Source organism: Methylobacterium sp. Leaf123 (genome assembly GCF_001423405.1).
GTDB lineage: Bacteria > Pseudomonadota > Alphaproteobacteria > Rhizobiales > Beijerinckiaceae > Methylobacterium.
Genome location: NZ_LMNS01000001.1, coordinates 57,567 through 76,049 on the forward strand (window position 1 = coordinate 57,567; position 18,483 = coordinate 76,049).

Consider the following 18,483-nt stretch of genomic DNA (forward strand, 5'->3'; position numbering starts at 1 on the left):
TTTCGCTTCGCACCTCAGGATGAGGTTCGAGAATGGGGGAAGTAAGCCCTATCGCTGCCCGAAGGCCGAGCTCTTGAACAGGTCCTTGTACTGGTGCGGCTGGCTGCGCCAGTACTGCTTCGGGGCCCGCACCTGCGCCCCGAGTTCGGCCGCGGCGTGCCAGGGCCAGCGGGGATCGTAGAGTATCGCGCGGGCGAGCGAGACCGCGTCGGCCTTGCCCTCCGCCAGGATGGTCTCCGCCTGGCGCGGCTCGGTGATGAGTCCGACCGCGATGGTGGTGAGCCCGGTCTCCGCTTTGATCCGTTCGGCGAAGGGCACCTGATAGCCCGGCCCCACCGGGATCTTCTGCGCCGTCGAGAGGCCGCCGGTGGAGACGTGGATGGCGGCCGCGCCGCGACTCTTGAGGGCGCGGGCGAGTTCCACGGTCTCGTCGAGGGTCCAGCCCTCCTCGACCCAGTCGGTCGCCGAAACCCGCATCCAGACCGGCTTGCCCGCGGGCACGACTTCGCGCACCGCCTCGAAGCATTCCAGCGGGAACCGCATCCGGTTCTCCAGGCTGCCGCCGTATTGATCGTCCCGGCGGTTGGAGAGCGGCGAGAGGAACTGGTGCAGCAGGTAGCCATGGGCGCCGTGCAGCTCGACGGCGTCGATGCCGAGGCGCAGGGCGCGCTTGGCTGTGGCGACGAAGCCGTCGCGCACCCGCTTCAACCCGTCCGTGTCGAGGGCGTGCGGCGGCACCTCGCCCTCCGCGTGAGGGATCGCCGAGGGCGCCTCGGTCTGCCAGCCATCGACGGCGTCCGGGGCGATCTGCGCACCGCCCTCCCAGGGCGCGCGGCTCGACGCCTTGCGGCCGGCATGGTTGATCTGGATCGCCACCGGGATCGGGGCGTAGCCGCGCACCGCGTCGAGCACGCGGGCCAGGGCCCGCTCGGTGGCGTCGTCGTAGAGGCCGAGATCGCCGGGCGAGATCCGCGCCTCGGGCGAGACCGCCGTCGCCTCCAGGGTGAGGAGCCCGGCGCCCGATTGCGCGAGCTGCCCGAGATGCATCAGGTGCCAGTCGGTCGCCGCGCCGGCCAGCGCCGAGTACTGGCACATCGGCGCGATGATGATGCGGTTCTCAAGCTCCAGATCGTCCAGGCGCAGGGGCTCGAACAGGCGGGCGGACATCGGCAGGCTCCGGGCGCGGTGGCGGCGATTGGCGGCCTATCTGGGATACGCTGGCCCCGGCCACCAGCCCGGAACCGCGCATGGGGCACCCAAGATCCGTGTTGCAGGCTTCCCCCGGCGGCGGATTCTCCCATCTCACCCCTTGCGTGAAGCGGAAGGACCGTTCGGGATGGGATTGCTGGTCGAGGGGGCGTGGCACGACAAGGGCTACGACACCGCAAAGTCCGGCGGGCGCTTCGAGCGCTCGGCCGCGGCCTTCCGCAACTGGGTGACGCCCGACGGCACCCCCGGCCCAACGGGGGAGGGCGGGTTCATCGGCGAGGCGGAACGCTACCATCTCATCGTCGCGCTCGCCTGCCCCTGGGCCCACCGCACGCTGATCGTGCGCCGGCTGAAAGGGCTGGAGGCCATCACCGTCTCGGTGGTCTCGCCGTATATGGGAGAGGAAGGCTGGGTCTTCCGGTCCGAGGCGGAGGGCGGCGTACCGGGCTCGACCGCCGAAGCGCTGTTCGGCGCCAAGCGGCTCTACGAACTCTATGTCCGGGCCAAGCCCGACTATTCCGGCCGCGTCACCGTGCCGGTGCTGTGGGACAAGCAGCGCGAGACCATCGTCTCCAACGAGTCGGCCGAGATCATCCGCATGCTGAACGGCGCCTTCGGCGCGGGCGGGCCGGACCTCTACCCGGAGGCCCTTCGCGGCGAGATCGATGCGATCAACGAGCGCGTCTACGACCGGGTCAATAACGGCGTCTACAGGGCGGGCTTCGCCACCAAGCAAGCGGCCTACGAGGACGCCTTCACCGCTCTGTTCGCCGAACTCGACGCGATCGAGGACCGGCTCGGCCGGCAGCGCTACCTCTGCGGATCGGTGCTGACCGAGGCCGATATCCGCCTGTTCACCACGTTGGTGCGGTTCGATGCGGTCTATGTCGGGCACTTCAAGTGCAACCGGCGCCGGATCGCGGACTACCCCAATCTCTCGAACTATCTGCGCGACCTCTACGCCCTGCCGGGCGTGGCGGAGACGGTGAACCTCGATCAGATCAAGCGCCACTATTACGGCAGCCATCCCGGGATCAACCCGACCGGGATCGTGCCGCTCGGCCCCGAACTCGATTTCGCTGCGCCCAACGATCGCGCCCTGCGCTTCGGCGGTTGAACCCGGACCCCCGCAGGAAATATTCCCAGCAACAACCGGCAGCGAATGCCGATCAGGAGGAACATCACGCCATGACGATCCGCTCGTGCGCCCTACTCGCCCTACTCGGCCTGATCGCCGCCGGCCCGGCCTCGGCCCAGCAGGGGGCGGAGGTGACGATCACCGGCAAATGCGAGCGGCTGGTGATCGGCGGCGTCGACATCACCCAGAACTGCAAAGAACAGCTCGTCAACACGGTCTCGCGCGGGCGCACGACCTTCGACTTCGCCGCCTGGGACGGACAATCCTTGAGCTTCAGCGGCGCGGGCACGCAGCACGAGCAGACCGAGGAGACCGAGCAACTCCAGCCGATCAGCCTCGTCGTGCCGGGCATGAAGAACAAGGAGGGGATCGTGCGCAGCCCCGCGCCCGCGGTCGGTTCCTGCAAGTTCTCGAAGCCCGAGCCCGGCAAGACGATGATCGCCTGCGAGGCGACCTCGCAGGGCAAGACCTATGCGGGCGTGTTCCTCACCGAGAGCAAAGCCGGAGCCGAGCTGGGCAAGGAGGGGGCGAAGGACGGCGCCAAGGACCTCCCGAAGGACGGTTCGGCCAATTCGCCGAAGCCCTGAGCCCGGTCTGGCCTGATGCTCGTGCCGGCCGTGCGGTGACCGGGCACGAGACGTCGGCTTCGGGATGTCACGCGCTCTTTCGCCGAACCGGCCCCGGTCCGGCGCAAGAGCGGTTCGGTGATCGCGAAAACGTCTGGTCAGCCGCGCTGCCAAGCCCCATGTAACGCGGAGATGCGCCGCACGAACCCGCGCTGCCCGCATCGACGTGCGTTTTGTGAATTTCCGAGGGCTCCATGCTTGAAGCCAACGCCGCCGCCGGCGCCCCCGTCGACGGCCTCATCAAGGACACCACCACGGCGGGGTTCCGGCAGGACGTCATCGCGGAGTCGATGAACCAGCCGGTCATCGTCGATTTCTGGGCGCCCTGGTGCGGCCCGTGCAAGCAGCTCACGCCGGTCCTCGAGAAGGTGGTGCGGGCGTCGGGCGGGCGGGTGAAGCTCGCCAAGCTCAACATCGACGAGCATCCCGGCGTCTGGCAGCAGATCGGCCAGCAGCTCGGTCTGCAATCGATCCCCGCCGTGATCGCGATCGACCGCGGCCGTCCGGTCGATGCCTTCATGGGCGCCGTGCCGGAATCCGAGGTGCGCGCCTTCGTCGATCGCCTCGCCGGCCCCTCCGAGATCGATCAGGTGCTGGAGGAGGCCGCCGCGGTCGCCTCCGCGGGCGACCTCGCCGCCGCCTCCGAACTCTATGCCGCGGTCCTGCGCGAGGAGCCGGAGAACCTGAAGGCCATCGCCGGCCTGGCCAAGACCCAGCTCGAACTCGGCGAGGCCGAGAACGCCAAGCAGGTTCTCGCCATGGTGCCGGCGGACAAGGCCGACGATCCTGTGCTTGCGGGCGTGCGCGCGGCCCTCGAGCTCGCCGAACAGGCTGGGAGCCTCGGCGACCTCGCCGCGCTGCAAAAGCGCATTGAGGCCGACCCGAACGATTTCCAGGCCCGGTTCGATCTCGCGCTTGGCCTCAACGGGGCGGGCAAGCGCGAGGAGGCGGTCGATCAGCTCGTGGCCATCGCCCGCGCCGACCGGAGCTGGAACGAGGACGCGGCGCGCAAGCAACTGCTCCAGTTCTTCGAGGCATGGGGCCTGATGGACCCGGCCGCGATCCGCGGGCGCCGCCAGCTCTCGACGCTGCTGTTCTCGTGAGCCACAGTCTCCGCGAGAGCGCCGGGACGACCGAAGCGGCCGGACGCGGTGCTCCCCGTCCGGTCCCACAGCTGGAAAGCCGCGCATGAGCCCGCAGCCGAGCTGCAAATCGCCGGCGGATTGCCCCGCCGTCATCCCGGTCTTCCCGCTGCCGGGGGCGCTGCTCCTGCCGCGGGGGCAGATGCCGCTCAACATCTTCGAGCCGCGCTATCTCGCCATGGTGGACGACGCCCTGCGCTCCGACCGGATCATCGGCATGATCCAGCCGGACGCGGATGGGGCCGGCTCGCCGCTCGCCCCGCGGCTCTACCGGGTCGGCTGCGCCGGGCGGATCAGCCAGTTCGCCGAGACCGGCGACGGCCGCTATCTGGTCTCGCTCACCGGCGTCAGCCGCTTCCGGGTCGAGAGCGAATTGTCCGTCACCACCGCCTATCGCCGCTGCCTGGTCTCCTACGACGCCTTCGCCCAGGATTTCGAGGCGCGGGCGGGCGAGGAGGCGGTCGATCGCGAGAGCGTGCTGCAGACCCTGCGCAACTTCGTCGATGCCAACGAGCTTCAGGTCGATTGGGCCGGAATCGACGAGGCGTCGAACGAGGCGCTGGTCAATGCGCTCTGCATGATGAGCCCGTTCGGCGTGCGCGAGAAGCAGGCGATGCTCGAAGCGCCCGACCTGAAGACGCGGGCCGAGGTGCTCGTCGCCGTCACCGAAATGGAGCTGGTGCGCGCCAGCGGCTCCGAGCCGACGTTGCAGTAAATCAGGGCTCCCGACCCGTTGGCGGTCGGGGAAGTCCGTCCACCGGAAGCGAAGATCATGGCCGATACGCCTACCCCCCCCGTCGAAGCGACCCGGGTCGATCCCCGCCTGCTCGAACTCCTCGTCTGCCCGCTGACCAAGGAGTCGTTGGAATATGACGCCACCCGCGAGGAGCTGATCAGCCGCTCCGCCAAGCTGGCCTACCCGATCCGCGACGGCATCCCGATCATGCTGCCGGAAGAGGCCCGTTCCCTGACGGAGTGATCGGTCGGCGACGCGCCGTCGTTGTAAGAGAGCGGACAATAAAAAGGGCGCCCGGCTTTCGCCGGACGCCCTTTTTCGTTGGATGATGAGGGACGGTTACCGGCCCTGCTGGATCGCCGAGAGCAGCCACGGGCCGCCGGGCTCGCGCACGAAGGTCCAGAACTCCTTGGCCTCCTGCGGGCCGTTCTCGACATGGCGGTTGGAGGCGCGTTCGAACACCTCGTCGCGCAGGGAGAAGCGCATGGCGACGGTGGCGAACTCCGCCGGGCCCTCACGCCACGCTTCCGACAGGTCGCCCTGAAGAAGCTTCACGTCCGAGATCCGGTTGACCACGCCGCGGGCGGCGTTGGCGCGCAGATCTTCCTCGAAGTAGTTCACCATCTCCGGGGTCGCGAGACGACGCAGGGCGGCCACGTCCTCACGGCCATAGGCGCCCTGGATCTCCTGAAGCGAGCGCTCGAAGGCCTGGAAGTCGTCCGGCTGAATCTGAATCGGCTGAGCGGGCTGCGGACGGGCAGGACCGCCCAAACCCCCGCCCATCGGAGTCACACCCGGATTCATGCCGCCCTGCGGCGGCAGCCCGGAGCGGGCATGGGGCGCGTTGCCGGCCATGGCGGGCTGGCCCTCCTGACGGCGGCGGAAGAAGCGCACCGCCATCATCACGAGGAAGGCGATCAGACCGATCTGGAAGATCAAGCCGATGAACGAGCCGATGCCACCGAGGCCGCCGGAGAAGCCGGCGCCCAGCAGGGCACCGAGAAGGCCGGCGCCGAGCATGCCGCCGAGAAAGCCGCCGCCGAAGCGCCGGCCCTGGCTCGGGGCCGTCATGCCGGGATTGTTGAAGCCGGGGCTCGGGCTCGTCTGCGAACGCTGGATCGGCCCCATGGCGCCCGGCGAGGTCGCGGTGGAGGGCGGCGCGCTGAAGGTCTTCGAGCCACGCGAGCCCATGCCGCCACCGCCGCCCGGCCGCGCATCGACGGCGGGCGCCGCGAGGGCGAGCGAAGCCGCAAGCGCAAGGAGGGTCACGACGCGCCGACGGCGCGCGGGGGAGGATGCCATGGGTCAAAACCTCGTGGTGAGCGTGGAAGGGAACAATTGCCCCTCTAAGATGGTGGCGTCCGAGCGGGATTTTTAGTCCCGATCCCGGGGCGAGTTTCGAACGGTTAAGAGTGTCTCACGAACCGCCACGCTCCGGCTCGCACCCATGTTGGGTTGTGGTGTGGCGGAGGGCGCCGAGGCGCGCCCTTGCGGGATCGTGGGTCACCGTGCGGCCGGGAAAACCAGCCGGACGGTCGCGCCTTCGCCGGGCCGACTCTCGATCGAGATCGTCCCGTTCTGGCGCTTCATCAGCCCGTGCACGATGGCGAGCCCCGCGCCGCGACCGGATTCGCGGGTGGTGGCAAAGGGTGCGAGCGCCCGCGACAGCATCTCCGGGGACAGGCCGTGCCCGGTATCCGAGACCGTGAGGCCGACAGCCCCGGCCTCCGGGCGCTGGAGCGAGCGGTCGCCCGGCTCGATGGCGAACAGCGCGACGCGAATGCGGCCCTGACCGGACATCGCCTCGCAGGCATTGGCGAGGATGTGGCCCAGCGCCAGTTCGAGCTGGATCGGGTTGCACAGGGCCGGTGGCAGATCCTCGGGGATCGACAGGTCGAGCTGGATCCCGGCCGGCAGAGTGGGACGCAACCGGTCGAGGCCGAACCGCACCGCCGCGGCGAGATCGACCGGGCGCAGGTCGGGCGCGATCCGCCGGGAATGGGCGAGGAGTTGGCGGGTGAGCACGGCGGCTCGCTCCGACGCCTCTGTGGAGCGGATGATGGCCCGCTGGATGAACGGCTCGGGCCGGTCGCCGAGGCGCCGCTTGAGCCCGTCGATATAGCCGATCAGGATCTGCAGGAAGTTGTTGAACTCGTGCGCGACGCTGTTGGTGAGGAGGCCGAGCGCCTCCCGCTGCCGCGACAGGGCGAGGGCGTCCTCGGCATCCCGCCGCCGCGTCACGTCCACGATCTGGCCGAGGAAGCGGGGGGGGCCGGCGCCGGGCAGGGCGGTGAGATGGATCTCGCCCCAGAACGAGGCGCCGCCGTTGCGGCCGAACAGCAGCTCGGCGCTGCCGGCCTCGCCGCGGGCCAGGGCCTCGCGCAAGGGCGCCCAGCCGGTGTGATTGCCGTGATGGCAGGCGAGCACTTCGATCCCGCTGCCGACCAAGGCGGCCGCTTCGAAGCCGGTCAGCGCCAGCAGGACGGGGTTGACCCCCGTGATCGTCGGCCCGGCCTCCGACCCTTCCAGTATGAGCGCGGGCAACGGGAGCAGGGCGAGGAAGCCCGTCTCGGCTCCCCGTTCCGGGGGCGGTGAGGAAGCGGCGCCGGACACCGTCATGCGGCGCCGCCGACAGGGGATTGGGCGGGAGGCGAGGAGGCCCGGCGGGCGAGGGGACGTCTCATGGATGGTCGGGAGCGCGGCAGGAGCATGGCCGTCAACGCTCGAAAGCCGATCCGGATCAGCGGTTGGCGGTGGTGACGGGCGAGGTGCCGTTGTCGAGGCCGACCCAGGCCCGGCCGTCCTGCCCCTCGCGCTTGATGAAGCTGTAGCCCGTGCGCTGCCACGGCAGCACCGCGTTGGTCTTGTTGTCGAGGATCAGGTCGCCCCGGTCGGTGCGCACCATCAGCACCGCGTGGCCCTCGCCGATCTCGTCGATCACCACCGTCATGCGCAGGGCCCGGCGCGGCAGGCGACGCTCCACCAGCATCCGGCGCTTGAGGAGCTGGATATCCTCGCAATCGCCGAAGCCGTCATCGGGAAAGTCCCAGCGATCGACCACACCCCAATGGGCCATGTCGGTGATCGGCTTGATGCGGGCGTTGACCCGGCGGTTCACCGTCGTGAGCGTGTGCCACAGAGCGGGCGTCAGGGTGACGAGCGCCGGCTCGGCGGCATCGACCGTGCATTCGGACGGGTATCGGGCACAGAAATCGTTCCAGGCGGCCACGGGCCGGGCCGGTGCGCCGGCATCGGCGGCGGTGCCCGCTTCGGGCAGGCTGGCGACGGTGCGGGCTTGGCTCGGCTGGACCGGTGCCGCGGCGCCGCCGAGCAGCAGCGTGGCGCCGACGAGGGACAGATGAGCCGCCCGGCGGAGGCGCCGCCTCACGTTCCCGCGGGGGAACGCCGATCCGTCACCGACGCTCCGAAGCACCGCGTACCGCATGGCCGACCGTCCTGCCGCCCCTGTTTCCCGGCAAAGCTTGCACGGGCTGCCGCCCGGCTCAATACGAAAGTGACGGAAGGATGAAGGCGGATTGCCGCTTATCCGTGCCACGGTGAAACAACCCCGATCAGGCTGGCAATCCGGTCACACCCGACCAGCCGATCGGCTTCAGACGTGCGGGCGCGTGCCGCGAAGCGGAAAGCCGATCAGCGGTTCGCCGTGGTGACGGGCGAGCTGGCCCCGCCGAGCGAAACCCATGCCAGAGTGTCCTGCCCCTCGCGCTTGATGAAGACATAGCCGGTCTCGTGCCAGGGCATCACGGCGTTGGTCTTGTTGTCGAGGATGTAGTCGCCGCGGTCGGTAACGAGGGTGAGCACGGCATGGCCCTCGCCCTTCTCGTCGATGACCACCGTCATCCGCATCGCCCGGCGCGGCAGGCCGGCGGCGGCCAGCATCCGGCGCTTGAGAAGCTGGAAGTCCTCGCAATCGCCCGCGCCGTCCTCGGCGAGGTCCCAGCGGTCGGGGCGGCCCCAGTGATCCTGATCGGTCACGGGGTCGATCGTCCGGTTCACGCGGCGGTTGATCGAGACGATGCTCGACCAGATGGCGGGGGTGAGGGCGATCCGGGCGGGCTCGGCCGCGTCGAAGGCGCATTCCGCCGGATAGGACTGGCAGAACTCGGTCCAGGCCAGGATCGGCTTGGCCGCAGCACCCGTGGTGAGGCCGACGGTGGTCGCGGGCAGGGCGGCCATCTGCGCGGTCGTCTGGGCCTTGGCAGCGCCGAGGAAGCCGACGCAGAGGGCCAGCAGCGCCAGCATCCCCATCTGGAGACCCGACTTGAGATGACCCGTCCCGGTGGTGCGCATCGTGGCGTTTCCTTCGAACGAGGCCAGGATGTCGCCGCACCTCCTCCGCCGCGCTGAAGCCGATCCGCGCAATTTTATCGATTCGCCCCGGCAACGATCCGCTCCTGCGTGAGGGCGAATTGCGGCTCACGGATCTGCGGCAAATGCGGGGGATCGCGTTAGGGATCAGGAAACCCTGAGGTGCCGCTGAACGAACCACGGGGCTGCGGGCGCACCGGTCGCCGCATCCCGCGGTTGCGCACGCTTCGCCTCGGACGGGGCGATGATCCGGAAAATGGGGGCGGCTTGGGAAGGCAGGATCGGCCGGGCGATCGGCCACGGCCCCTCTGGGCCGGCGATCCTCAGGCCTCGGACCATGCGCGGCGGAACGCTCCGTTCAGGCGCCAGCCCGTGCGATGAGGTGTCTATCCGGCACGGGCTCCGATGGGGCGCCCGGTCACGTCAGAGCGTGATGCCCTCGTGGAAGCGGTCCGGCGAGATCGGCAGCATGAACTGGGCGCCGATGCCGCCTTCGAAATAGCGCACCACCCGTCCGGGCGTGGAGCCGACCAGGATATGCGTGCCGATCGGCGGCGACGAGGCGGTCGCGAGCGCCACGCCCGACATCGAAATGTCGATGATCCGGGCGGCGATGAACCGGCCGCTCTCCAGGCGCAGGGTGACGCCGGGCTGGTTCGGCACGAGGCGCTCGTTGGTCCGGCCCTCCGGCAGGCCGAGGCTCTCGCGGTTGGCGAGCCACATGAGCTGGGACGCGATCTTGTCGCGCTTGCGCGGCGTCGCGTTGATCCGCATGGCGAAGCCCCGCGGCGGATGGCGGACGATCACCCCTTCGAGCCGGCCGATCTGTTCGAGATACAGCACCACGCGTTCGTTGAGCGCGCCGATCACGGCGCAGGTCAGGCGGACGCCGCCGGGGGACATGTCCACCGTCTGGCACGGATATTCCCGCCGGTCCGCCAGCATGTAGCGACCGAGCAGAGTGGCGCGCACCCGCTGGTGCCGGCGCTGCTCGGCGGCGTAGTCGGACAGGGTGGGGGCCATCCCGGATCGGGAAAGCTCGGTCATGTCAGCTCGGCGGTCTCGATGTCCCAGCCGAATCACTAACCGCGTTGCGGTTACAAAAGACTTGCAGACAGGTCGAACACCGGTCGTCAGCCGTCGCAAAGGCGGGATGTGTGACGAAGACGGCGGTCATTGAGCCTGACGGCGCCGGCTGCCGCCGTTCAGGCCGGCCGACCACCCCGCGGAACGGCGTCCCGGCCGGCGCGGGGTCAGGCGTTGCCGCGCCCGCCCTCGTGAACCAGCAGATGACCGAATCGGACGGGACGGGCATCGTTGGCGGGTTCGGGCAGGGCGTTCACGAAGGTTCGCATCGCGGCCGGCTCCGGCGCGACCGTCTCCAGCACCCGCAGGGACACGGCCTCGAGCCGCAGGATCGGGCGGCTGCCGAGCCAGGTCGGGATGCAATGGGGGCTGAGGGAGCCGAGAATACGGGCCTGGGTCTTGCCCCGGTGGCGCAGGGGCAGCAGCAGGAGTTCGAGATCGAGGCTCTCGTCCCGCGCGGTGAAGCCGGTGAGCCCCGCCACCACGCCCACCGTATCGCCGGTGACGGTCTCGACGAGGTGCCACGGATCGGAGAAGGCCGGCGGTTGCTCACCCCATAGATCGACGAAGGAGCTGCCCCGCAATTCCCGCCCGAACAGGGCGCAAAGGCGGGTGCCGGCCAAGCGCACGGCACTCGACCGCCGCGCCGGATCGGTTTCCAGAATGAAACTGTCGGCGAGCAGGTTACGGATTTCGCCGGGCTCGATCTCACCGCGCTCGGGCGCGGACCGCTCTCCGCGCAGCCGGTCCCAGTAGGTGTGAAGCTGACGGCTGGTCGGATGCTTCATGATGTTCCGCATCGGTACGGCCCGGTTCGAAACGGGCTCGGTTTTCGGTCGGCACGGGACGAAACGCGTCACCGTGCGCCGTTCGTGGTCCTCGTCCGCACACCCTATGCCGTCGCATCCCGGCACGCTCGCGCAACCCATCCTTAACCTTAACGGGCGATTTACGAATTCGGCGGCAATTGACCGACCCTGTGCCCGATTGGACCTTGCGGCGCCGCGCCTCCCCCCGACATGGTGCGGCATGGATGCTTCTCCCGACCTGCCGCACCAGGGCCGCGTACCCGTCTTCAACCTGCCGAGGGTCGTCACGGTCTCGATCGCGGTTCTGGCCGTGATCCACATCGTCCGCACCGTCCTGCCGGACGAACTCGACCTGTCGGTGCTCCTCAACCTCGCCTTCATCCCCGCCCGCTGGACCGCCGCGTTCGATCCCGCATCCGCGGCCGAGATCATCCGGGCGGCAGGGGAGGGGGCGGGCAGGCCCGACATCGCCACGGCGCGGCAGGAATTCGCCCGCTACCTCGTCGCCGAGCCGTCGGCGATGCCCTGGACCGGTGCGACCTACGCCCTGCTACACGGCTCGTGGGTGCATCTGATCTTCAACGCGGTCTGGCTCGCCGTCTTCGGCACCCCGGTCGCCCGTCGCTACGGGGTTCTGCGCTACGGCCTGCTGGCGCTCGCCGGAATCGTGGTCGGTGCGCTCGCCCACCTCCTCGTCGATCCCTACAGCCTGATGCCGCTGGTCGGCGCCTCGGCCGGCATCTCGGCCCTCATGGCGGCGGCGGCCCGCTTCGTGTTCCAGCCTCCGCCGCCCTTCGTGGCCGGGGCGCCCTGGCAGTTGCCGCCGCGGCCGGCGCTCCAGACGATTCCCGAATTGCTGCGCAACCGCCCGGCGGTGCTGTTCCTCGGGGTCTGGTTCGTCACCAATCTGCTGTTCGGCGTCCTCGCCCTGCCGCTCGGGGGCAGCGAAGGGCCGATCGCCTGGGACGCGCATCTCGGCGGCTTCGCCGCAGGGTTCTTCCTCCTGCCGCTGATGGAGCGCGGGGCGCGCCGCGCGCGGTCATAGAGGCTTTTCGCGAATGCCTGCCACGTCCTCGCCTTCGGAGGCGGCGACGACGATAAAGCGAAGACGTACCAACGACTTGTAAGGTCAGCCAAGAAGGATTGTGTCTTCGGTGCCACGTAGGGGGTTTTTGGAATTGGGACGGCAATAAAAGTGGCCACTCGACCGTCGATTAAATGAACGGAAGCGGATTAAAACAAAACTATCAAATGATCGCTTCGTTCTGATGGAGAGTGGACCCCGGTGAAACATCGAGCAGCCGTCATTGCCCGTCTCGGGCTCGCCCTATCTGCGACCGCTTGGGGCTTCGGTGGCACAGCCGCCCATGCCGGCTCCGCCGCGCAGCCCGGCCAGACCCTCGGCGTGCCGTTCGGTGCGCCGTTCCCCAAGGGCTTCTACGCCGTGAACCTGTCGAGCTTCGGCGTGCGCGAGACTGCGCCGCTCGATTCCGAAAGCAACGTCAACCTGCCGACCCTGCTCTGGGCGACGCCCTTCTCCGTCCTTGGCGGGCAGGTGCAGTTCGTCTTCGTCGCGCCCATCGCCGCCTCCAGCGTGCGCGGCAACCCCTACAACAGCGGCTGGGGGCAGCCGCTTCTCGCGGGTCAGCTCGCCTGGGATCTCGGCGGCGGCGTCGGCATCAGCTACCTTCTCGGCGGCTATCTCCCCTGGGACACCCGCTTCCTGACCCAGTCGCCCTCACTGAGCCACCGCTTCGCGCTCACCTACGCCGCCAACGATTGGGCCATCACGGGCAATCTGCTCTACGGTCACATCCTCGAGCCGCGTTCGCCCAACGGCGTGCTCTATCCCGACTACCTCAACCTCGACCTCACCGTGACCAAGAAGTTCGGCAAGTGGCAGGTCGGCCCCGTGGCCTTCGGCTCGGTCGATCTCACGACCAACGTCGTCGGCTACCGGCAGCAGGGTCAGCTCGCGGTCGGCGGCCTCGTCGGCTACAATTTCGGCTTCATGAACGTGCAGGGCTACGTCACCCGCGACGTGGCCGAGCGCAATTACGGCGGCAAGGAAACCCGCGGCTGGCTGCGCATCATCGTCCCGTTCCTGCAGGATAAGGGCGACACTGCCCCCAACCGCACGCTCGTCACCCGTGAGCAAGCCGCCGGCCGCTGAGCCGCGCACGTCCGACGCTGCGACACCACCCGAAGCCGGCTCCGATGGCGCTCCGCCATGGGGGCCGGCTTTTTCGTTGCGCGCTGGCCACGGCCGACATGTCGGTGCGGTACAGCGCGCGGCATGTCCGGAATGCGCATCGGGGCCGGAGGGGAGGCGCTCTGCCGCCGAACCCCGCACGGCGAGACTGAACTTTTCTTCCGATTTTATTCTTTCATGAACAATAGCGCCCCGCCCGGCGCTTGCCAGCGCGGCAAAGGCGCCACACACTCGCCACGGAAGAACCGGGACCAACCCGGTCGTAGCCGCTCCCGCACCGCGGGCTGACGGTGCGGTTACCCTTGGGAGGAGACTTCATGACCGTTGCGCGTATCCTGGCAGAGAAAGGCGGCTCGGTGGTCACGCTGCCGCCGCATCGCACCATCGACGAGGCGATCCACCTGCTGGCCGAAAAGCAGATCGGTGCCCTCGTGGTCGGCGATGCCGAGGGCCGCGTGATCGGCATCCTGTCCGAGCGCGACGTGATGCGGGCTTTGGCCAGCGAAGGGGCCTCGGCCCTCGACCGTCCGATCTCGCATTACATGACCACGAAGGTGGTGACCTGCACCCGGCGCGCCAGCATCGAGGACGTGATGGAGACGATGACGGAAGGCCGCTTCCGCCACCTGCCGGTGGTGGAAGAGGGACGTCTCGTCGGCGTCGTCTCGATCGGTGACGTGGTGAAGCGGCGCATCGCCACCGTCGAAGCCGAGCATCAAGCGATGCGCGACTACATCACGATGGCCTGACCTTCGGGTCTGACCTCGCGCCTCCATCGCCCGCGGCGGCCTCAACTGCGCGCCGCCGCGCCCTCGATCATGCGCCGGATCTCGGGCAGGGCCGCCCGCACCGCCTGCCGGCCGAGGGCGATTCCGTCGGCCGCCCGGTGGAACTCGAACTGTCCGAACTCGGCGAGAAGCGGCCGGATCGCCACGTCCGGCGGGTCACTCGCGAGCCGTGCCCGCGAGATCCGATCCTGGGTGATGTTGAACGCGTCGAGCATGACGCGCGCGACGCCGGGGCTCGGCCGACCGGCGGCGGGCGGTGGCGCCGATCTGCGGCGGCCCAAGAGGCTGCGGCCCATGAGGCGGCGGCTCGCTCCGCTCAGCAGCCCCCAGCGGCCCCGGCGGCGCACGGTGGCCTCCAACGTCTCCTCGATCGCCCGCTCGACCGGCTCGTCGGGCGCCTCGAACACGGGATCATCCCGCTCGGGGCGGATCACCGTCGCGGGCGCGCGTGTTTCGCAGGCGAGATTCACGCAGATGACGAGATCGGCGCCGAGTTCGCGGGCCAAGCGCACGGGCACCGGATTCACCAGCGTCCCGTCCATCAGCAGGCGCCCGTCGAGCGCCACGGGCGGGAAGATGCCGGGGATGGCGTAGGAGGCCCGCACCGCTTCGGCCAGGAGGCCGCGGGAGAGCCACACCTCGTGACCGGTGCCGAGTTCGGTCGCCACGCTGGCGAAGGCGAGGCGTAGATCCTCGATGCGGAAACCGTCGAGTTCGCGCGCGAGACGGCGGCGCAGGCGCTCGCCGGCGATCAGACCGGATCCGGTGATGCGCGGGTCGAGCAGGCCGACCACCCGGCGGCGGGTGAGCGAGAGCGCGAACGTCTTGAGGGCGCCGATGCGGCCCGCGGCGTAGGCCCCGCCGACGACGGCACCGATGGAGCAGCCGGCGACCACTTCCGGGAAGATCCCGGCTTCCTCCAACCCCTCGATCACGCCGATATGCGACCAGCCGCGGGCCGAGCCGCCGCCCAGCGCAAGACCGATGCGGGGGGAGCGGAAACGCGGCACCACCGGTTCCACGGCCCCGTCCGGAAAATGGGGCACGGTGGAACGAGGCGCCTCGAACATCATCGATCCGGGTCGGCAGGGATGAGGGTGATGGCGCCGGTCGCGGGGTCGCGCTGGACCGCGCGGTAGAAGCAGGAGCGGCGGCCGGTATGGCAGCAACCGCCATCGCCGCCGACTTCGACCCGGATCAGGATCGCGTCCTGATCGCAATCGACCCGCATTTCCACGACCCGCTGGATCTGCCCCGACGTCGCGCCCTTGTGCCAGAGTTCACCGCGCGAGCGCGACCAGTACCACGCCTCGCCGGTCTCCAAGGTCCGGGCGAGGGCCTCGGCGTTCATGTGCGCGAGCATCAGCACGCGCCCATCCCCCGCATCGACGGCGATGCAGGCCACGAGGCCGTCGGAGCCGAAGCGCGGCGTCAGCCCCGCACCCTCCTCGACCGCGGCACGGGTGCCGGGGGAAGCGAATCGCTCGGTCATGGTCGGAGGCTCGGGGGCCTCAGCCCTTCTGGTTCCGAACGAAGGTCAGGAAGCGGACCTGCTCGGACGCATCGTTCTTGTAAACGCCGCGGAACTGCGTGGTGATGGTGGAGACGCCGGCCTTCTGCACGCCGCGCATCGCCATGCAGAGATGCTCGGCCTCGATCATTACGGCGCAGCCGCGGGGCTGAAGGATGCTCTCGATCGTGTCGGCGATCTGTGCCGTCATCGTCTCCTGCGTCTGCAGGCGGCGGGCGAAGGCATCGACCACGCGGGCGAGCTTGGACAGGCCGACCACACCCTTGGTGGGGTAGTAGGCGATGTGAGCGAGCCCCATGAACGGCACCATGTGGTGTTCGCAGTGGGAGTAGAACGGGATGTCGCGCACCAGCACGGCGTCCGAATAGCCCTCGACCTCCTCGAACACCCGCTCCAGCAGCGCGTCCGCGTCGGCGCGATAGCCGCCGAAGATCTGCTCGTAGGCCTTCACCACGCGGGCGGGGGTCTCGATCAACCCTTCGCGGGTCGGATCGTCGCCGGCCCAGCGCAGGAGCGTGCGGACGGCGGCCTCCGCCTCCTGCCGGCTCGGACGGCCGAGCGCGACCTCGTTCGGCACCCGCTGGGCCGATTCGGGCAGGGGCGCGATATCGGGGGTGAGGTCGGGACGGCCCGGATCGTTGGCGCCGCGCATTCCTTGAAGGCCGACGGCACTCATGCGTCGTTCGTCGTCGCTCATGCCGTAGGACAGGGATTTGAGAGCGGCATCCATGGCATCTCCGGCCTTCGCCACACGCGCCTTCAGGGTGGTGCTGTCGGGCTTGGCGTACATCGTCGATCCGTCCCGGCGTCTTAAACGTTCAAGTGCCGACGCCCTCGAACGATCCGAATCCTGGGCCAGGGCGTGACCGGGGTCGACGGTACCATTCTCGCGGAATGGCGGTGTCGGGCTTATATCGTCGCAATCGCGCCGTCGCGCAATGCATGGCATGCGTATCTGGCGCAACGAATCCTGCGACCTCCCTCAAAACAGGCGCCGCGAAAGGCGTGTCAGCGATGATCGATGACATCTACAACCGCCGCATCCTGGAACTGGCGGCCGATATTCCCCGCCTCGGGCGGCTGGAGGCACCCGATGCCACGGCCACGGCCCATTCCAAACTGTGCGGGTCGACCGTCACCGTGGATCTGAGCCTGGATGCGGACGGCGTCACGGTTGCCGACTTCGCCCACGACGTGAAGGCCTGCGCGCTCGGGCAGGCCTCCTCCTCGCTGATGGCCCGGCATGTCGTCGGTGCGACGGCCGAGGAATTGCGCGCCGTTCGCGCCCGGATGCGGGCGATGCTGAAGGAGAACGGCCCCGCGCCGGAGGGTGAATGGGCCGATCTCGCCGTGCTGGAGCCGGTGCGCGACTTCCGCGCCCGTCACGCCTCGACGCTTCTGACCTTCGACGCTGTGGTGGACGCCCTCGACCAGATCGCCGCCCGCAAGGGGAGCAGCAAGGGTGCCGGCGCGCCCGAGGCGGCCTGAGCCTCGTTCCGGATGGCCGCCGGCATTTCGGACAAACGACGATGCGAAAGCAGAAGCCCGAAAGCCGCGTGGTCCGCCAAGCGGCGCATGGGGCGATCCGCGCCTACCAGCTCACGCTGTCCGGTCTGATCGGGCGCCAGTGCCGCCATTGGCCGTCCTGCTCGGCCTATACCGATGAGGCGATCCAGCGGCATGGCCTCTGGGCCGGTGGCTGGATCGGCTTTGCCCGCATCTGCCGCTGCGGCCCGTTCGGCACGCATGGCATCGACCTCGTCCCCGAGCGCCTGCCGGAGCGGGCCGCATGGCACCGGCCCTGGTCCTATGGACGCTGGCGCGGTGTCGAGGCGCCGCCGCCCTTGGTGTGTGAGGCGGTGGAAGAGCGCCGCTGAGGCTTCTTCGCACCGAGCCCCGTTCGTCGCGCGCCGGCCTCTCGCGCGCTGTATGGCCGGCGGGAAAGCGGAACTGGTATCCCGGCGATTGCGCGCACGAAAAAGCCCCGGCCTTTCGGCCGGGGCTTTTTCTCGGTTCGGAACCGACGTCGTCGCTTAGCGGCGGTCGCCGAGCAACTGCATCAGGAACTGGAACATGTTGATGAAGTCCAGGTACAGCGTCAGGGCGCCGTTGACGGACATCTTGGCTGCACCCTCGGCATCGAGGCCGCTGTAGAGGTACATCTCCTTGAGCTTCTGCGTGTCGTAGGCGGTCAGGCCGGCGAAGATGAGGACGCCGAGCACCGAGATCGCGAACTGAAGCGCGGAAGAAGCCAGGAAGAGGTTCACCAGCGAGGCGATGATGATGCCGATCAGGCCCATGATCAGGAACGAGCCCATGCCCGACAGGCTACGCTTCGTGGTGTAGCCGTAGAGGCTCAGGCCACCGAAGGTCGCCGCCGTGATGAAGAACACCCGCACCACGCTGGCGCCCGTGAACACGAGCAACAGGGTGGACATCGAGGCGCCCATCACCGCCGCAAACGCCCAGAACATCATCCGTGCGGACGAGGCCGACATGCGGTCCATCCGGAACGAGAACACGAAGATGAAGGCGAGCGGCGCCAGCATCAGCACCCATTTGAAGGGGCTGGTGTAGAGGAACTGCCCGAACGGGGTCAGGGCGAGACGGCCGGCGCCGGTCTGCGCGACGGCGGCCATGTTGAGGGCGAGCGCCACGAGACCCGAGATCCCGAGGCCGACCACCATGTTGTTGTAGACGCCCAGCATAAAGGTGCGCAGGCCCTGGTCGACTTCGACCTGAGAGCCGGCGTAACCCTGCGGCTGAGCGCCGGCACGGAACGGGCTGTTGTCGAATGCCATGAAAGTTTCCCTTGAAACCTCTCGGCGCGGAGTTGTGATGAGGTCCACGCGCGACCCCTGGCGCATCGAGCGCGCC

21 protein-coding genes are annotated in these 18,483 nt (G+C 69.1%); 10 read left to right on the forward strand and 11 right to left on the reverse strand.

Annotated features, from left to right (window positions below; all coding sequences use genetic code 11):
* Nucleotides 1–48: 48 nt before the first annotated feature.
* Nucleotides 49–1,167 carry an NADH:flavin oxidoreductase/NADH oxidase gene (locus tag ASF53_RS00265; protein ID WP_056192088.1) on the reverse strand — a complete coding sequence of 373 codons (1,119 nt, stop codon included), beginning with the start codon at nucleotides 1,165–1,167 and terminating at the stop codon, nucleotides 49–51.
* 169 nt (nucleotides 1,168–1,336) lie between these two features.
* Here ASF53_RS00265 and ASF53_RS00270 point away from each other — a divergent pair, with 169 nt between their 5' ends.
* The 5 genes from ASF53_RS00270 to ASF53_RS00290 all read left to right on the forward strand — a co-directional run bounded on the left by ASF53_RS00270 (nucleotide 1,337) and on the right by ASF53_RS00290 (nucleotide 5,094).
* Nucleotides 1,337–2,326 (forward strand): glutathione S-transferase family protein, encoded by a 990-nt coding sequence (locus tag ASF53_RS00270; RefSeq protein WP_056192091.1) that lies wholly within the window; start codon nucleotides 1,337–1,339, stop codon nucleotides 2,324–2,326.
* A gap of 71 nt (nucleotides 2,327–2,397) precedes the next feature.
* A complete protein-coding gene (locus ASF53_RS00275; RefSeq protein WP_056192093.1) occupies nucleotides 2,398–2,934 on the forward strand; it encodes a hypothetical protein in 537 nt (178 codons plus the stop codon).
* A gap of 233 nt (nucleotides 2,935–3,167) precedes the next feature.
* Nucleotides 3,168–4,076, forward strand: a complete 909-nt coding sequence (locus ASF53_RS00280; protein ID WP_056192096.1) for a thioredoxin family protein — start codon at nucleotides 3,168–3,170, stop codon at nucleotides 4,074–4,076.
* A gap of 85 nt (nucleotides 4,077–4,161) precedes the next feature.
* A complete protein-coding gene (locus ASF53_RS00285) occupies nucleotides 4,162–4,830 on the forward strand; it encodes an LON peptidase substrate-binding domain-containing protein (protein WP_056192099.1) in 669 nt (222 codons plus the stop codon).
* Nucleotides 4,831–4,887: 57 nt separating this feature from the next.
* Nucleotides 4,888–5,094, forward strand: coding sequence for a Trm112 family protein (locus tag ASF53_RS00290; protein WP_056192102.1), 207 nt, complete (start codon nucleotides 4,888–4,890; stop codon nucleotides 5,092–5,094).
* A 96-nt stretch (nucleotides 5,095–5,190) separates the two neighbouring features.
* Here the strand turns inward: ASF53_RS00290 and ASF53_RS00295 are convergent, their stop codons facing one another.
* From ASF53_RS00295 to ASF53_RS00320, 6 genes are all read right to left on the reverse strand, one after another.
* The gene (locus tag ASF53_RS00295; protein WP_056192106.1) at nucleotides 5,191–6,153 is read right to left on the reverse strand and encodes a Tim44 domain-containing protein; all 963 of its coding nucleotides are present in this window, start codon (nucleotides 6,151–6,153) and stop codon (nucleotides 5,191–5,193) included.
* A 201-nt stretch (nucleotides 6,154–6,354) separates the two neighbouring features.
* The gene (locus tag ASF53_RS00300; protein ID WP_056192110.1) at nucleotides 6,355–7,470 is read right to left on the reverse strand and encodes an ATP-binding protein; all 1,116 of its coding nucleotides are present in this window, start codon (nucleotides 7,468–7,470) and stop codon (nucleotides 6,355–6,357) included.
* Between the two features lie 121 nt (nucleotides 7,471–7,591).
* Complete coding sequence (locus ASF53_RS00305) at nucleotides 7,592–8,296, reverse strand: transglutaminase-like cysteine peptidase (RefSeq protein ID WP_056192112.1); 705 nt, start codon at nucleotides 8,294–8,296, stop codon at nucleotides 7,592–7,594.
* 206 nt (nucleotides 8,297–8,502) lie between these two features.
* Nucleotides 8,503–9,162, reverse strand: coding sequence for a transglutaminase-like cysteine peptidase (locus tag ASF53_RS00310; RefSeq protein ID WP_056192115.1), 660 nt, complete (start codon nucleotides 9,160–9,162; stop codon nucleotides 8,503–8,505).
* Nucleotides 9,163–9,603: 441 nt separating this feature from the next.
* Nucleotides 9,604–10,227, reverse strand: coding sequence for a PilZ domain-containing protein (locus ASF53_RS00315; RefSeq protein ID WP_056192118.1), 624 nt, complete (start codon nucleotides 10,225–10,227; stop codon nucleotides 9,604–9,606).
* Nucleotides 10,228–10,433: 206 nt separating this feature from the next.
* Entirely contained in the window at nucleotides 10,434–11,054 is a 621-nt protein-coding gene (locus tag ASF53_RS00320; RefSeq protein WP_056193748.1) for a PAS domain-containing protein, read from the reverse strand.
* A gap of 241 nt (nucleotides 11,055–11,295) precedes the next feature.
* On the opposite strand from ASF53_RS00320, the gene ASF53_RS00325 reads away from it, so the two are divergent.
* The 3 genes from ASF53_RS00325 (at nucleotide 11,296) to ASF53_RS00335 (ending at nucleotide 14,036) form a co-directional block, all read left to right on the forward strand.
* Nucleotides 11,296–12,120, forward strand: coding sequence for a rhomboid family intramembrane serine protease (locus ASF53_RS00325; RefSeq protein ID WP_056192120.1), 825 nt, complete (start codon nucleotides 11,296–11,298; stop codon nucleotides 12,118–12,120).
* Between the two features lie 240 nt (nucleotides 12,121–12,360).
* Entirely contained in the window at nucleotides 12,361–13,248 is an 888-nt protein-coding gene (locus ASF53_RS00330; RefSeq protein WP_056192123.1) for a transporter, read from the forward strand.
* A 356-nt stretch (nucleotides 13,249–13,604) separates the two neighbouring features.
* A complete protein-coding gene (locus tag ASF53_RS00335) occupies nucleotides 13,605–14,036 on the forward strand; it encodes a CBS domain-containing protein (RefSeq protein WP_056192126.1) in 432 nt (143 codons plus the stop codon).
* 41 nt (nucleotides 14,037–14,077) lie between these two features.
* Here the strand turns inward: ASF53_RS00335 and ASF53_RS00340 are convergent, their stop codons facing one another.
* From ASF53_RS00340 to folE, 3 genes are read right to left on the reverse strand one after another with little or no spacing between them, the layout of a single operon-like run.
* On the reverse strand, nucleotides 14,078–15,148 hold the full coding sequence (locus tag ASF53_RS00340; RefSeq protein WP_056192129.1) for a patatin-like phospholipase family protein: 1,071 nt from the start codon (nucleotides 15,146–15,148) through the stop codon (nucleotides 14,078–14,080).
* Nucleotides 15,145–15,567 carry a phosphoribosyl-AMP cyclohydrolase gene (gene hisI / locus ASF53_RS00345; protein WP_056192132.1) on the reverse strand — a complete coding sequence of 141 codons (423 nt, stop codon included), beginning with the start codon at nucleotides 15,565–15,567 and terminating at the stop codon, nucleotides 15,145–15,147. Before hisI ends, ASF53_RS00340 begins: the two co-directional genes overlap by 4 nt.
* Before the next feature lie 19 nt (nucleotides 15,568–15,586).
* Nucleotides 15,587–16,336, reverse strand: a complete 750-nt coding sequence (gene folE / locus ASF53_RS00350) for a GTP cyclohydrolase I FolE (protein WP_502690548.1) — start codon at nucleotides 16,334–16,336, stop codon at nucleotides 15,587–15,589.
* A gap of 284 nt (nucleotides 16,337–16,620) precedes the next feature.
* On the opposite strand from folE, the gene ASF53_RS00355 reads away from it, so the two are divergent.
* Together ASF53_RS00355 and yidD are read left to right on the forward strand one after the other, a co-directional pair.
* Nucleotides 16,621–17,094 (forward strand): iron-sulfur cluster assembly scaffold protein, encoded by a 474-nt coding sequence (locus ASF53_RS00355; protein ID WP_056192139.1) that lies wholly within the window; start codon nucleotides 16,621–16,623, stop codon nucleotides 17,092–17,094.
* Between the two features lie 41 nt (nucleotides 17,095–17,135).
* Complete coding sequence (yidD, locus tag ASF53_RS00360) at nucleotides 17,136–17,483, forward strand: membrane protein insertion efficiency factor YidD (RefSeq protein WP_056192141.1); 348 nt, start codon at nucleotides 17,136–17,138, stop codon at nucleotides 17,481–17,483.
* A gap of 156 nt (nucleotides 17,484–17,639) precedes the next feature.
* Here the strand turns inward: yidD and ASF53_RS00365 are convergent, their stop codons facing one another.
* Nucleotides 17,640–18,407, reverse strand: a complete 768-nt coding sequence (locus ASF53_RS00365) for a Bax inhibitor-1/YccA family protein (RefSeq protein WP_056192144.1) — start codon at nucleotides 18,405–18,407, stop codon at nucleotides 17,640–17,642.
* Nucleotides 18,408–18,483: the final 76 nt, after the last annotated feature.

Coding starts and splice junctions, on each gene's coding strand:
- ASF53_RS00265 (WP_056192088.1), bottom strand. CDS start 1,167: ATGTCCGCCCGCCTGTTCGAGCCCCTGCGCCTGGACGATCTGGAGCTT.
- ASF53_RS00270 (WP_056192091.1), top strand. CDS start 1,337: ATGGGATTGCTGGTCGAGGGGGCGTGGCACGACAAGGGCTACGACACC.
- ASF53_RS00275 (WP_056192093.1), top strand. CDS start 2,398: ATGACGATCCGCTCGTGCGCCCTACTCGCCCTACTCGGCCTGATCGCC.
- ASF53_RS00280 (WP_056192096.1), top strand. CDS start 3,168: ATGCTTGAAGCCAACGCCGCCGCCGGCGCCCCCGTCGACGGCCTCATC.
- ASF53_RS00285 (WP_056192099.1), top strand. CDS start 4,162: ATGAGCCCGCAGCCGAGCTGCAAATCGCCGGCGGATTGCCCCGCCGTC.
- ASF53_RS00290 (WP_056192102.1), top strand. CDS start 4,888: ATGGCCGATACGCCTACCCCCCCCGTCGAAGCGACCCGGGTCGATCCC.
- ASF53_RS00295 (WP_056192106.1), bottom strand. CDS start 6,153: ATGGCATCCTCCCCCGCGCGCCGTCGGCGCGTCGTGACCCTCCTTGCG.
- ASF53_RS00300 (WP_056192110.1), bottom strand. CDS start 7,470: ATGACGGTGTCCGGCGCCGCTTCCTCACCGCCCCCGGAACGGGGAGCC.
- ASF53_RS00305 (WP_056192112.1), bottom strand. CDS start 8,296: ATGCGGTACGCGGTGCTTCGGAGCGTCGGTGACGGATCGGCGTTCCCC.
- ASF53_RS00310 (WP_056192115.1), bottom strand. CDS start 9,162: ATGCGCACCACCGGGACGGGTCATCTCAAGTCGGGTCTCCAGATGGGG.
- ASF53_RS00315 (WP_056192118.1), bottom strand. CDS start 10,227: ATGACCGAGCTTTCCCGATCCGGGATGGCCCCCACCCTGTCCGACTAC.
- ASF53_RS00320 (WP_056193748.1), bottom strand. CDS start 11,054: ATGAAGCATCCGACCAGCCGTCAGCTTCACACCTACTGGGACCGGCTG.
- ASF53_RS00325 (WP_056192120.1), top strand. CDS start 11,296: ATGGATGCTTCTCCCGACCTGCCGCACCAGGGCCGCGTACCCGTCTTC.
- ASF53_RS00335 (WP_056192126.1), top strand. CDS start 13,605: ATGACCGTTGCGCGTATCCTGGCAGAGAAAGGCGGCTCGGTGGTCACG.
- ASF53_RS00340 (WP_056192129.1), bottom strand. CDS start 15,148: ATGATGTTCGAGGCGCCTCGTTCCACCGTGCCCCATTTTCCGGACGGG.
- hisI (WP_056192132.1), bottom strand. CDS start 15,567: ATGACCGAGCGATTCGCTTCCCCCGGCACCCGTGCCGCGGTCGAGGAG.
- folE (WP_502690548.1), bottom strand. CDS start 16,336: ATGGATGCCGCTCTCAAATCCCTGTCCTACGGCATGAGCGACGACGAA.
- ASF53_RS00355 (WP_056192139.1), top strand. CDS start 16,621: ATGATCGATGACATCTACAACCGCCGCATCCTGGAACTGGCGGCCGAT.
- yidD (WP_056192141.1), top strand. CDS start 17,136: ATGCGAAAGCAGAAGCCCGAAAGCCGCGTGGTCCGCCAAGCGGCGCAT.
- ASF53_RS00365 (WP_056192144.1), bottom strand. CDS start 18,407: ATGGCATTCGACAACAGCCCGTTCCGTGCCGGCGCTCAGCCGCAGGGT.